This window comes from Enterococcus sp. AZ062 (assembly GCF_051715065.1).
Classification (GTDB): domain Bacteria; phylum Bacillota; class Bacilli; order Lactobacillales; family Enterococcaceae; genus Enterococcus_B; species Enterococcus_B mundtii.
Map to the genome: position 1 here is coordinate 582,495 of NZ_JBIOTB010000001.1, position 13,561 is coordinate 596,055.

General features: G+C 41.3%; 13 protein-coding genes and 1 pseudogene. 10 read left to right on the plus strand and 4 right to left on the minus strand.

Going from position 1 to position 13,561, the window contains the following annotated elements; all coding sequences use genetic code 11:
• Nucleotides 1-9 precede the first annotated feature (9 nt).
• Both IGJ00_RS02720 and IGJ00_RS02725 read right to left on the minus strand, forming a co-directional pair.
• Nucleotides 10-519, minus strand: a complete 510-nt coding sequence (locus IGJ00_RS02720) for a hypothetical protein (RefSeq protein ID WP_438844084.1) — start codon at nt 517-519, stop codon at nt 10-12.
• Nucleotides 482-1,873 (minus strand): Y-family DNA polymerase, encoded by a 1,392-nt coding sequence (locus tag IGJ00_RS02725; protein WP_438844085.1) that lies wholly within the window; start codon nt 1,871-1,873, stop codon nt 482-484. The genes IGJ00_RS02720 and IGJ00_RS02725 overlap by 38 nt, the downstream gene beginning before the upstream one ends.
• Before the next feature lie 552 nt (nt 1,874-2,425).
• Between IGJ00_RS02725 and aroF the strand changes: the two genes are divergently transcribed.
• From aroF to IGJ00_RS02775, 10 genes and pseudogenes are all read left to right on the plus strand, one after another.
• Nucleotides 2,426-3,445, plus strand: coding sequence for a 3-deoxy-7-phosphoheptulonate synthase (gene aroF, locus IGJ00_RS02730; protein WP_066025183.1), 1,020 nt, complete (start codon nt 2,426-2,428; stop codon nt 3,443-3,445).
• A gap of 14 nt (nt 3,446-3,459) precedes the next feature.
• A complete protein-coding gene (aroB, locus tag IGJ00_RS02735; RefSeq protein WP_438844086.1) occupies nt 3,460-4,524 on the plus strand; it encodes a 3-dehydroquinate synthase in 1,065 nt (354 codons plus the stop codon).
• A complete protein-coding gene (aroC, locus tag IGJ00_RS02740) occupies nt 4,525-5,691 on the plus strand; it encodes a chorismate synthase (protein ID WP_010736270.1) in 1,167 nt (388 codons plus the stop codon).
• Nucleotides 5,692-5,704: 13 nt separating this feature from the next.
• A complete protein-coding gene (locus IGJ00_RS02745) occupies nt 5,705-6,784 on the plus strand; it encodes a prephenate dehydrogenase (protein ID WP_074801597.1) in 1,080 nt (359 codons plus the stop codon).
• A gap of 4 nt (nt 6,785-6,788) precedes the next feature.
• Nucleotides 6,789-8,072 carry a 3-phosphoshikimate 1-carboxyvinyltransferase gene (aroA, locus tag IGJ00_RS02750; RefSeq protein ID WP_438844087.1) on the plus strand — a complete coding sequence of 428 codons (1,284 nt, stop codon included), beginning with the start codon at nt 6,789-6,791 and terminating at the stop codon, nt 8,070-8,072.
• Nucleotides 8,072-8,578 carry a shikimate kinase gene (locus IGJ00_RS02755; protein ID WP_115357291.1) on the plus strand — a complete coding sequence of 169 codons (507 nt, stop codon included), beginning with the start codon at nt 8,072-8,074 and terminating at the stop codon, nt 8,576-8,578. The genes aroA and IGJ00_RS02755 overlap by 1 nt, the downstream gene beginning before the upstream one ends.
• Complete coding sequence (gene pheA, locus IGJ00_RS02760) at nt 8,575-9,441, plus strand: prephenate dehydratase (protein ID WP_438844088.1); 867 nt, start codon at nt 8,575-8,577, stop codon at nt 9,439-9,441. The genes IGJ00_RS02755 and pheA overlap by 4 nt, the downstream gene beginning before the upstream one ends.
• Before the next feature lie 176 nt (nt 9,442-9,617).
• A pseudogene (locus IGJ00_RS02765) lies at nt 9,618-9,794 on the plus strand (type II toxin-antitoxin system HicA family toxin); the annotation flags it as partial.
• Between the two features lie 40 nt (nt 9,795-9,834).
• Nucleotides 9,835-10,290 carry a hypothetical protein gene (locus IGJ00_RS02770; RefSeq protein WP_086334323.1) on the plus strand — a complete coding sequence of 152 codons (456 nt, stop codon included), beginning with the start codon at nt 9,835-9,837 and terminating at the stop codon, nt 10,288-10,290.
• 124 nt (nt 10,291-10,414) lie between these two features.
• Complete coding sequence (locus IGJ00_RS02775; RefSeq protein ID WP_086334324.1) at nt 10,415-10,924, plus strand: type 1 glutamine amidotransferase domain-containing protein; 510 nt, start codon at nt 10,415-10,417, stop codon at nt 10,922-10,924.
• Between the two features lie 270 nt (nt 10,925-11,194).
• Here the strand turns inward: IGJ00_RS02775 and IGJ00_RS02780 are convergent, their stop codons facing one another.
• Nucleotides 11,195-12,361 (minus strand): galactokinase, encoded by a 1,167-nt coding sequence (locus tag IGJ00_RS02780; protein ID WP_430604391.1) that lies wholly within the window; start codon nt 12,359-12,361, stop codon nt 11,195-11,197.
• Nucleotides 12,358-13,398, minus strand: coding sequence for an aldose epimerase family protein (locus tag IGJ00_RS02785; protein ID WP_142433671.1), 1,041 nt, complete (start codon nt 13,396-13,398; stop codon nt 12,358-12,360). Before IGJ00_RS02785 ends, IGJ00_RS02780 begins: the two co-directional genes overlap by 4 nt.
• Nucleotides 13,399-13,561 lie beyond the last annotated feature (163 nt).

The window sequence follows — 13,561 nt, forward strand, 5'->3', positions numbered from 1 at the left end:
GCCTCCCTTTTATTCATTTTCCTCTTCAAAATATTGATAAAATTCATCTTTGATCAATTGCAGTTCAGCTTGTTGCTTTGGCTTGTTCCAATCGATTGATTGGGAGATTTGTTCGTCATATGTCTTGTTGGTACTAAACTCAAACCATTTTATTTCTTGTTTCAACCCAACGTGACGAATGTTCTCCCAGAGAATATGGTACTGGTCAATCGTCAGATATTCTTCATCACATTCGCCTAAGAAAACGCCCTCGATATTTTCTCTATATCGACCAAATTCATCTTTTGTGTTTAATTGGATGGTCACTTTTTGTCGGTAGAGAAAGGACTGTAATAGTACTTGGTCGATTTCCTCTCTCGTCATTTGCGATTGGGGAGGGAGGTCTTTTAGGGCGGCTGCTGCATTTTCTTCGATCCCTTTCACTAGTTCATCCATGGCAAAAGCGGTTCCCCATTTCAAGCCAAAGGGGCGATCGCGGTATTCATTGTAATCGAGAAATTCTTTTTTCGTGCGTCGCATGTCCTTCACCTTCAATACCAGCCATTCCGCCAGCATGACCGCCTACAAGCGAACTGCGGGCGATTGCTCGACCACCTTCCAGTAAACTATGTGCATGGACGATTGCTTTGAACCCATATTTTTGTCGAATCTTATCCACGACAAAGTCAATCTTTGCCGCATTGACTTGCTCTTTAGGATCATCGAATAGATTCAATTGCAAGCCAGTCGCATAAACTAAGCGAGAACAATTGACGCCGATACTTCGAATATCTTGCCGTTGATAATGTCGATCAAAAATCATCAATAGTGCTTCTGCTAAGACATGACTGGCGTTGGTCGGCTCGATTTTCATCTGTTGGTGAAACCCGGTTTTTCCTGAAACATCTGTGTAGCCTAAAGAAAAACCGACCCATAGACTAACTACTTGTGCTTTTGCTTCTTCTCGACGTAAGCGTGTGCCTACTTGATCCGCCATTTCCTTGATCACGATTTCAATCTCTTCTCGGCGGGTATAGTCCTTATTGAGGATTTGACTATTTCCGATGCTTTTTGATTTAGGGGTGTAGACTTCACCAAGAAAGCTTCGATCGATTCCCCAGGCATGAGCATAAAGTTGTGTACCAATTACCCCCATTGCACTTTTTAAACGATAGTAATCCGCATGTGCAAGCTCATAGATGCTATGGATGTTCATTTTATTTAAACGAATCGCTGTTTTTCGACCGATCCCCCAAAAATCTGTCAGCTGAGGAATCCGCCAAAGTTTTTCAGGGACGTCTTCATAACGCCATTCGGCGATCATGTCTCGGGTATCCTTGGCTTCATTATCCAGAGCTAATTTTGCCAATAGTGGATTATCACCGATACCGATCGTGGTATAGATCCCTGTTTGATCATAAACGTCTTGACGAATCTTTTTTGCAAGTGCCCGGGCATCAGGAGCATCGAACAAATTCAAACTATTTGTGATATCCAAAAAACTTTCGTCGACCGAATAGACATGATGGTTACTTTCGTCTGCATAGGTTTTATAAATCGCATTGATTTCTTTGTTCTTCTCCATATAATAAGCCATTCGTGGTGGGGTAATATATAAATCACTGGGATAAGGAAAGGGCAAATCACGCGCACGACTGATATTCGTGATCCCGTAGGCTTTTTTTGCAGCTGGACTAGAGGCAAGGATCAACCCGCTACCACGTTCTTCCCATGAATTTCCGGGATACGACATAACAACTAGTTTGGTTGTTAAAGGGTCTAATCCAAGTGAGACACATTCAACAGAAGCATAGAACGACTTACAATCAATACATAAAATATCTCTAGAAGGTTCTTTATGATAGTCAAATACAGGATTTTGATTTTTAAACATAACAGTCACCTCTTCTACATGATTAGAACACATGTTCGTATTTTTTGTCAACGAAAAAATCAACAGGAACTTTAAAAAAACATCGGTCTTCTAAAGGATCATTGGCATAAAGAGAAAAAGATTTGAAAAAGTAGTTGACTTATTTCAGAAAGAAATCTATACTTAAACCAATCTTAAATCAGTTTGGAGCGATTTCTTATGAAAATCACATTGAATTCACAACTGAATACGTATTACTTTAGCTATTTTAGATAGGTTTGTATTCATGACATTCATGGGTGCAAACACAACGTTTGTATCTATGATGGCTAAGGATGTTTGAGATGACTTGTCCGCCACATAGATGAAAATCTATAGTGGCTTTTTTGTTAGAATTGGTGAAGGCCCACTGTAGATTTGTCTACGGCGGGCTTTTTTTATACCTAACGAAAGGAGAACCACAGTAGTTCATTTTCCAACGAGTTATTTTAAGTAAACAACGAACGATTTTCTATTGTCGATCAAGTATTCAAACAATGATAAAAAAATAAAAATAAAAAAGGATGTTATCTTATGATTTTAATTATTAAACCAGGAATTGAAGTAAACCAACTAGAACCAGTACTTTCACGTATCAAGGAAGAGGGCTTGGACGTCCAGATCAACCATGGCAAAGATCGTCTTGTTTTAGGATTGATCGGTGATCCAAAAATTATCCAAGGTGTACCATTTGAAAGATACGACATGGTGGAGCGTGCAGTAAAAATCTCTAATACGTACAAACTGACTTCTCGAGAATTTCATCCGCAAGATACAGTCGTTGATGTGGATGGTTTGAAAATCGGTGATGGTAGTTTTGTGACGATGGCTGGTCCTTGTTCGGTAGAAGGCGAAGAACAAATCATGGAAACTGCTCGTATGGCGAAAGCTGGTGGGGCAACGGTCCTACGTGGAGGAGCCTACAAACCTAGAACGTCACCATACGCTTTCCAAGGATTAGGAGAAGAAGGACTGAAAATGATGCGTAAAGCAGCGGATCATTACGGCTTAAAAGTCATTACTGAAGTCATGGATGAAGCCCATATCGATGTCGTTTGCGAATACACAGATATCATTCAGATCGGTGCCAGAAATATGCAAAACTTTCGTCTATTAGAAGCAGTTGGGAAAACAGGAAAACCAATTGGCTTGAAACGCGGGATTTCAGGGACGATCGAAGAATGGTTGAATGCGGCGGAATACATTGCGGTACAAAACAACCCAAACATCATCTTTATCGAACGTGGTATTCGTACTTACGAAACAGCGACACGTAATACCTTCGATCTAAGTGCTGTACCGATCATCAAAAAATTAAGTCATTTCCCAATCATCGTTGACCCAAGTCATGGTACAGGGGTTTGGGATCTCGTATCACCAATGGCAAGAGCTGGTGTTGCTAGTGGCGCAGATGGGATGATCGTAGAGATCCACCCTGATCCAATCCACGCATGGTCAGATGGACAGCAATCATTGAATGAAAAGAACTACCTAAGAATGATGGAAGAAGTCGAGATTTTAGTTGAAGCAATGAATAAAATCAAAGCCTTATAGAAAAGAGGAGCGTCATGTTAGAAGTTGTCTTACCAGAAAAAAGCTATGAGATCATCATTGAACGAAATGCACTCGATCATGTGTCTGAGTGGATCGAAGGAATCTGGAAAAATAAAAAAATCGCGATTATCAGTGATACGAATGTTTTTCCGATATACGGCGAAAAAATTTGTCAACAGTTGCGGGCAAGCTACGAAGTCGTCCATTATGTTGTTCCAGCTGGGGAGAGTAGCAAATCATTCGACATGGCAGCTAACCTCTATGCGTTTTTAGCAGAAGAACAATTTACGCGTAGTGATGCGGTGATTGCGCTTGGAGGAGGAGTGATCGGCGATTTAGCCAGTTTCGTTGCTTCCACCTATATGCGAGGGATTTCATTTGTCCAGATCCCGACTTCCTTACTGGCACAGGTCGATTCAAGCATTGGAGGAAAAACAGCAATCAATGCACCCATGGCGAAAAATATGATTGGGACATTTGCACAACCAGACGGGGTATTGATCGATCCAGAGACGTTAATGACGTTATCAGAGCGTAGAATCCAAGAGGGAATTGCTGAGATCATCAAGTGTGGCGCAATCAGTGATGAAACGCTATGGCAAGATTTGGCAAGCTTAACAGGAGTTGCTGACTTACTGGCTAATAGTGAAAAAATCATTGAAAAGGCGTTGCGTGTGAAGAAACAAGTTGTTGAAGAAGATCAATTCGATAACGGGAATCGTTTGTTACTGAACTTTGGCCATACGATCGGACATGCCATCGAAAATACTGCTGGTTATGGTCAGATCAGTCATGGCGAAGCCGTAGCGATCGGTATGGTGCAAATCACCAAACAAGCCGAAAGGATGGGACAATCACCAGTGGGTATCACTGCGCAATTGATCCAAATGATCGAAAAGTATCAGTTACCGATCAAGTACCAACCTTGGGAGGAGCAATCCCTTTATGATGCGATCACCCACGATAAAAAGGCACGTGGAAAGACATTGAAAATTATTTTATTAGATAAAATCGGACAAGCAAGAATCCAAGAAATTCCGCTTGAGTCCGTGAAAGAGTATTTAAAGGAGGGGAACTAAATGCGTTTTTTAACAGCAGGAGAATCTCATGGACCACAGTTAACTGCCATTATTGAAGGTATCCCGGCAGGTTTAGAAGTTTCACTTGAAAAAATCAATGAAGATCTTGCGAGGCGACAAGGGGGTTACGGTCGTGGTGGCAGAATGAAGATCGAGAAAGATCGTGTCCAAATCACCTCAGGTATTCGACATGGTAAAACGCTTGGTTCGCCAATCACAATGATCGTGGAGAATAAAGACTGGAAGAATTGGCAGACGGTGATGTCAGTCGAGCCAATCGAAGAAAAACATGTCACACGTCGTCGAGTAGCCAAACCTCGTCCAGGACATGCGGATCTAGTTGGTGGAATGAAATACCAACATCAAGATCTTAGGAATGTGTTAGAACGGTCTTCAGCTAGAGAAACGACCATGCGTGTAGCAATCGGCTCTTTAGCAAAACAGATCCTAGCAGCACTAGATATTGAAATTGCCAGTCACGTAGCAGTTCTTGGAGGGGTCAAAGCAACGATTCCTGAAGTGCTACCTGTGGCGGTGATCAAGGAAAAAACAACGATCTCCGAAGTCAATATGGTAGACCTTGAGATCGAAGAACAAGTCAAAACATTGATCGATGAGACGAAAAAAGCAGGTGATACCTTAGGTGGTGTCGTCGAAGTCCGGGTTGAAAATGTACCGGCTGGTTTGGGTAGTTATGTCCAATGGGATAAAAAATTAGATGGAAAATTAGCACAAGCCATGCTGAGTATCAATGCCTTCAAAGGGGTAGAATTTGGGATCGGTTTTGATGCAGCGACTTTACCGGGTTCTAAAGTCATGGATGAAATCACCTGGGATCAAGAACAAGGCTACCGCCGGACAACGAACCATTTAGGTGGATTTGAAGGTGGGATGACAAATGGGGAACAAATCATCGTTCGTGGTGTGATGAAACCGATCCCTACACTTTATAAGCCATTGATGAGTGTGGATATCGACACGAAAGAAGCCTATAAAGCAAGTGTCGAACGTTCCGACAGTACCGCTGTGCCAGCAGCTTCTGTGGTGGCTGAGCACGTCATTGCAACAGCACTTGCCGTGGAGATCCTTGAACATTTCCCAGCGGATAACATGAGTGAGCTGAAAAAATCTGTTGCCAGTCATCGGCAGATGATCCAAGACTTTTAGTGAGGAGACTGATATGAAGAAAAAGGTATTTGTCTTAGGTTTAGGTCTGATTGGTGCTTCGCTTTGCCGAGCCATCAAAGGATCGAATGTGACTCTTTATGGATGGGATCATTCAGCAGAAACAAGAAAAATTGCAGAAGAAGTCCAATTAGTGGATCATCTGGTGTCTGGGATCGAAGAAGCAAGTCAAATGGATGTTATTTTATTAGCGGTTCCTGTACAAGTTAGTTTGGACTATTTGCAACAATTAGCGACACTTCCGCTAAAGGAAACTGTATTGGTCAGTGATACTGGCAGTACGAAAGCAGCAATCATGACAGCGGCTAAGGAATTACCTTTTACTTTTATTGGTGGACACCCAATGGCAGGCTCGCATAAATCTGGAGTCAAAGCCGGCAATCCCAATTTGTTCGAGGAAGCTTATTATATATTGACCAATGATCATGAGAGTGATCGTGTAGCTGAACTGATGGAACTATTAGAACCGACTCGAGCAAAATTTGTGTTGATGGAAGCCAAAAATCATGACGAGATTGTGGGTGTTTTAAGCCATTTGCCTCATATCGTGGCTGCTGGTTTAGTGCAAACCAGTGAGGAACTCAATCAGAAACATCCAAGAGCATCCCAACTTGCCGCCGGAGGATTTCGGGATATTACCCGAATTGCTTCATCCGACCCCAAAATGTGGACAGATATTTTATTGACAAATCAAGAAATCATGCTGTCCTTACTAGCAGAATGGCAATCCTCCATGGAAACATTGAAAACACAACTTGCGAAAAATGATGAAGATGCCATTTATCGATTTTTTGCACAAGCGAAGCAGACAAGAGATCAGTTGCCGAAGAAACGACAAGGAACGATTCCAGCATTCTATGATCTATACGTTGATATTCCGGATATTTCCGGTGCAGTTGCTAAGGTAACAACGGCTTTGAGCCAAGCAGATATTTCAATCATCAATCTAAAAATACAAGAAACTAGAGAAGATATTTTCGGAGTCCTTGAATTGTCCTTCAAAAATCAAACCGATTTAGAAAAAGGGCAAGCATTGATTCAAGCGGAAAATTTTCACTGTTGGATCAGGAGTTGAGACAATGAAATTACTTAACGCGACACATGGAATCAAAGGTGAGCTAACGGTTCCAGCAGATAAGTCGATTTCTCATCGCAGCATCATGTTTGGTGCAATCAGTCATGGAAAAACGACGATAACGAACTTTTTAAAAGCAGAAGATTGCTTGAGTACGATATCCATATTTAGACAATTAGGTGTGAGAATAGAAGAGGAAGAAGAGAGAATCCATGTTTATGGTCATGGCGTAGAGGGATTACAAACACCAACAGAACGTTTAGATGCAGGTAATTCTGGTACAACGATCCGTTTACTTTTAGGGATTTTAGCTGGAAGTAAGATTTCGGCAGAAGTGTCTGGAGATGACTCGTTGAATCGTCGCCCGATGGGGAGAGTGATGAATCCTTTACGTGAAATGGGTGCGGATCTTAAAGGGATCGAACATCCAGATCTACCACCTTTACGAGTGACTGGTGGGCCTTTGAAACCAATCGAATATGAGATGCCGATTGCCAGTGCGCAAGTCAAATCAGCGATTTTATTCGCAGCACTTCAAGCAGATGGTGAGACAACGATCATCGAAAAAGAACGATCACGGAATCATACAGAAGAAATGATCAAACAATTTGGCGGAGAGATAAGAGTAGAAAATAAAGTGATCACACTTGCTGGCGGGCAACGGTTAGTTGGACAAAACGTGGCGGTACCTGGAGATATTTCGTCAGCAGCCTTTTATCTAGTCGCAGCAAGTATTTTGCCAGATAGTGAAGTCTTATTGAAACAAGTAGGAATCAATCCAACACGAACAGGGATTTTAGATGTATTGATCGAAATGGGTGCTTCGATCCAAGAAATGCAGATCGATCAACAAAATCAAGCGGCTGACTTAATGGTACGTTCTGCCAACTTGCAGGCGTGTACGATCGAAGGAGAAATCATTCCTCGCTTGATCGATGAATTACCAATTTTGGCATTAGCTGCGACACAAGCACAAGGCACGACGATCATTCGGGACGCACAAGAATTAAAAGTGAAAGAAACAAATCGCATCGATGCGACAGCGGAAGAATTGATAAAAATGGGCGCAAACATCGAAACAACAGATGACGGGCTGATCATTCATGGTCCAACACCTTTACATGGGGCAATTGTTGACAGTCATGGGGATCATCGCATTGGCATGATGTTACAGATTGCCGCGTTATTGACCGATGAGCCAGTTGAATTGAACCATCCAGAAGCGGTAAATATTTCTTATCCTGACTTCTTCACTGATCTAGCTGATCTGATCAAGGAGAAAAACTAATGGCTGCGATTGTGCTGATTGGTTTTATGGGCGCCGGTAAAACAACGATCAGTCGCAAGCTTTCTATGCAGTTAAAGAAACCATTGATCGATATGGATACAAAACTAGTCGAGGAGTTTGGCTGTTCGATCAGTCAGTATTTTGAATTACATGGCGAAGCTGCCTTTCGACAGGAAGAAACGAACCTGTTGAAAACCTCGTTGCAAGAAGAAGCGATCATTGCGACAGGTGGTGGGGTTATCCTACAAGAAGAAAATCAACGACTGCTGACAGATCATCTGGTGGTTTACTTAAAAGCTGATCCCGATCTTTTAATCAAACGTATCCGCCAAGATCACAAACAAGCCCGTCCGTTGGCACTCGATAAAGATGATACAGAGTTAAAAGAATTATTTTTTTCGCGAAAAAAACACTATGAAACATTAGCAGATCTTACGATAGAAACAACTGGTAAATCACCAGCAGAAGTTGTCTCAGAAATCATAAAGCAGGTGATGAATCGATGAAAATTGGTTATCTAGGCCCAAAAGGTTCCTTCACATATAGTGCAGTAAAGAATTATTTCAACGAAGGCGATTGGTCTCCGTATCAAGCTTTAACAAATTTGATTGATGCCCAGATCAACGATGCGATCGATTATGCGATGGTACCGATCGAAAATTCCATCGAAGGTTCCGTATTGCCCACATTAGACCATGTCTATGAAACCTTACCAACGATCCAAGGAGAAATCGTTTTGCCCATCAAGCAACAATTGATGGTGCATCCTGAGCATCAACAGACGTGGCAAGAGGTAACAAAAATCTGTAGTCATCCGCAAGCGTTGGCACAATCGCAAGTATTTTTGAAGCAACAGTTCCCTGACGTGGAAATCGAGCAAATGGGTTCGACTGCCCAAGGTGCCCAACAAGTTGCCGAGCATCCTGAACAAAAAATCGCGGCAATCGGACCTAAAGAAGCTGCGGAACAGTTTGGTTTGACCATCGTTCAGCAAGATATTCAATCGATCCGCAACAATGAAACCCGTTTTTGGCTACTAGGTTCCTCACCGATGTCATCTAAGTTACCAGTCAGTACTTACAAAGCAACACTATTTGTAGACTTGCCAGAAAATCGCCCAGGTGCGTTATATCAAGTACTTGCGGTATTTGCAGAAAAAAAACTTAATTTGACCAAAATCGAGTCTAGACCGCAAAAAACCTCGTTAGGTGAATACTTTTTCGTGATTGAAGTAGAGATTGAACAAGCAGATACAAAATTGAACGAAGCAATCAAGCTACTGGAACAACGATCATTTCCAGTCCAATTGATTGGAGAATATCCAGTGTACCGTAGCCGTGAGAATAGTCAGTCGCTCCAAAGAAAATAAACCAAAGCAGCCAAACTTCGATAGCTGCTTTGGTTTATTTTTTGTTGGATAATTTTTCTTTGTTTATTTTATGATGGTAAATAGATATATATTAACTTAACACGTATAGCACGTGTTTTTACTTTTCTTCACGTGTTACACGTGTTAGTATAGATATGTCGGGAGGTATTGTAACAATGCCAATGACACAACAGGAAATGGTCAAACTCTTGATTTCCATAGGTGGGTTAAAAGTTAAGGGTGGAAAAGGTTCTCATATAAAAGTGAAACTACCAGGAGTAAATCGACCAATCATTGTTCCTTACAAGCTACCTAAAGGGACAGAACATGCGATACTGAGGCAGGCAGGGTTAAAATCGCTCTGTTCCTGTTTCTTGAGAGAGGAGGAGAATCATGCTTGTTTCATATCCGGCATTATTCTATTTAGAAACAAGTGAAGGCTATGACTCGGGATTTTCTGTTTTCTTTCCAGATTTTCCGGAGATGGCTGGTACAAGCGGATCTGACATTCCTGAAGCGCTCGAAAATGCCTCTGATTACTTAGGTATTCTTTTGGCGGCTGAGATAGAAGAAGACCGAACATTACCTGAACCATCTCTTATCAGTGCATTGTCACTTATAGAAAATAACCCTTTTAAAAGTGACTCCGAGTTCATATTAGAATATGATGCTGAAAAATCATTTATTTCAATGGTCTCTGTAGATCTAACAGAATATTTAGGCTCAGAGGAACCTATAAAAAAGACGTTAACGATTCCAAAATGGGCAGATAAGTTAGGTAAAGAAATGCATCTAAATTTTTCAAAGACATTGACCGAAGCCATAGTTCGTGAAAAACTAGGTGCTTAACTTTAAAAGAGAAACTATCATTTTTCTTTTAAATAAAATAAGTTATAAATCATAAACAGATGATTTGCACACTTTTCTGAAATCCTTTAGGCTAGAATCAAGCGATAAGAAAGGAAGAGGAAAAATGGCAAAAAAAATTGCAGCAATCGTAACTGATTTAGTCGAAGATATTGAGTTGACTTCACCAAAAGAAGCATTGGAAAATGCGGGGAATGAAGTGACAACGATTGGTTTTGAAGCAAACCAAACGATCAAAGGCAAAAAAGGTGGCGAGTTCACGATCGATCGCAGCATTGATGAAGTTTCTCCTGAAGATTTCGATGCGCTCTTGATCCCTGGAGGATTCTCACCGGATCAATTACGTAAGGACCAACGTTTTGTTGATTTCGTTACTTACTTCTTGAAAAATGACCAACCGTTATTTGCTATCTGTCATGGCCCACAATTGTTTATCCAAACCGGTCTAACAGAAGGTAGAACAATGACTGCCTATGACACTGTTCGTCCAGATGTGGCTTACGCTGGCGCCAATGTCAAAGATGAAGCAGTGGTGATCGATAATCAATTAATTACTAGCCGTACACCAGATGATTTGCCTGAGTTCAACAAAGCGATTGTTGAGATCTTAGGTTAAACGATTGAACACTTTGTAGAGTCGCAAGTCAGAATAGTGATATGAGGAATAAAGAATTTTAGAATGATTGGGACAGAAAGAATGCAAATACATTCTTTCTGTCTTTTTAACTGAAAAAGAAATTTATAATTAAAATAAGATTCAACTAATCAACAGCTGATTTTTACATTTTTTCAAAATTATTTAAACTAGATTCAAAATCATGATTCAATAAAATATGCGCCTGAGTTTGGTTGTTTGCCAAGCCCAGACGCATGTTTCTGTTTTTAACTAAATTTTCGTCGTACCGCTTCCGATATGTGCTACATAAAACTCTGGTTCATATCCTACAACCTCTAAATAACGTGCATGGACATTTTCTTTAAAGGCGGGGATTTCCTCTTCTTTGACTAGAGCGATGGCACAGCCGCCAAATCCTGCTCCTGTCATACGTGCGCCTAAAACACCAGGTTGTGCTTGTGCAGCATCTACAAGTGTATCTAATTCGATGCCTGTGACTTCGTAATCATGACGGAGTGAGTAATGAGAGTCATTCAATAATTGACCAAATGCTTCTAAGTTTCCTTGCTCTAATTCAGCTTTTGCTTTTAATGTTCGTTGATTTTCAGTGACTGCGTGACGTGCACGACGGATCAAGGTATCATCACCGATCAAGTCCGTATGCGCTTCGAAAGTCGCTTCATCCAATTCACCTAAAGCTTTGATGTCCAGCTTCGTTTGCAGACGTTTCAATGCTTCTTCACATTCACTGCGGCGTTCATTATACTTCGATTCTGCTAATTCACGTCGCTTATTCGTGTTCATGATAACCACGGCATAGCCATCTAATTTAACTGGGACCATTTCATAGTGTAATGTATTCGTATCTAGCAAGATGGCATGGTCGATCTCACCAAAACCGATCGCAAATTGATCCATGATCCCTGAATTGACACCAATGAATTCATTTTCTACTTTTTTTCCAGTTTGAACGAGTGTCAAACGATCGATCGCTAAATCAAACAAATCTTCCAGAACAACCCCCACTAATAATTCTAACGAAGCACTGCTAGAAAGTCCGGCACCATTAGGGATCGTTCCTTCAATCACCAATTCAAAACCGCTCTCGATGGTATAGCCAGCTTCTTTTAGTTTCAAGATCATGCCTTTGACATAATTTGCCCAGTTGTCTTTTTTATCAAATGTCAGGTCATCAAGCGTGAATTCGATCACGCCGATTTCCTCAAAGTTTGTTGAGTAAACTAATACTTTGTTGTCTTCTCGATGTGCAGCAACGCCGTAAGTGCCATAAGTGATCGATGCAGGAAAAACGTGTCCGCCGTTGTAGTCCGTGTGTTCACCAATCAAGTTGATTCGTCCAGGTGAAAAATAGTTTGTTGTTGGTTTTTCACCAAATAATTCGTTGAATTTCGTTGTTAAATGTGCTGTTTTATTCATCTGTCTTGTTCCTCTCTTGCTTCAAGTTTGAATTCTGTAATCGTCTCAAATGGTGTTTCCGGTACCAAAGATATGTCGCCGAAAGAAGGGTAACGTTCTGCTCCTGGAGCGATTTGTGTTTCAAAAGTGATCCCGCCATGGTTCGCTAAACGTTGCCCGCGCATGTCAGGTGTATCTTCCCCAAAGTTGGCAGTGAAAATGACGATACTCGATGCATCCGTCCTGACGCTGACTTTGATTGCTTCATCTGGACTTAAAAGAGAAGCGGCTGTTTTATCTAAGCCTGTTTCCTTTAGGAAGAACGGATGATCGATTCCATCAAATAATTCTTTTTGTGGAAAGTCACTGGTGAAAACAGTCGTGAGTTTTGTTGGTGTTTGAAAGTCAAAAGGTGTTCCAGTCACTTCTAATTGTTCACCTGTCGGAATGCTGTCCGGTCGTAATTCAGCAAAGGCGTGGCTGTTGACCCACAGCGTATGGTCATCGATTGGTTGCGTCACATCACCACTCAAGTTGAAATAAACATGATTGGTTGGGTTGAATAGTGTCAATTGATCACTGACTGCTTTCGTTGTGACACGCCAAATATTATCTTCTGTAAGGGTATAGCGAACTTCTACGGATAAATTCCCTGGAAAACCACGCTCTTTGTCGGGACTAGTCGTGGTAAAGATCACAGTGGCTTCTTGTTCGCCATCAATGATTTCGTATTGCCAGATTTTTTCTTCAAAACTTGGCGCACTACCATGTAAGGAGTGACCAGTTGCGGGATCGACAGGTAGTTGATACGTCTGACCGCCGAGGGTGAATTTGCCTGCATCGATCCGTCCAGCAGTTCGTCCGATCGTTGCTCCGATAAAGGCATCTTTTTCGAGATATTCTTCTGCTGAATCAAAACCTAGAATCAACTCTCTATCCATGAATGTCAAACTGACGATCCGTGCGCCTAAATCAGTAACAGCGAGGGTCGTGCCCTGTTGATTGGTTAAAGTAATCAACTGTGCAGATTGTCCAAATGTTTTTTTAGTAATGTCCATTTAAGTAGTCCTTTCTTGGTGCTGGATTAGTAGTTGGTGTAGGCGCAGTTTACGCCTAATCAAATTAACTATACCATTAAATGAAGCGTTTACAATAAGGTAGTTACTGTTTTTACCATTCAATCATATCAAAGAAGAGCACTTACTTGAATGTATTTCTGTG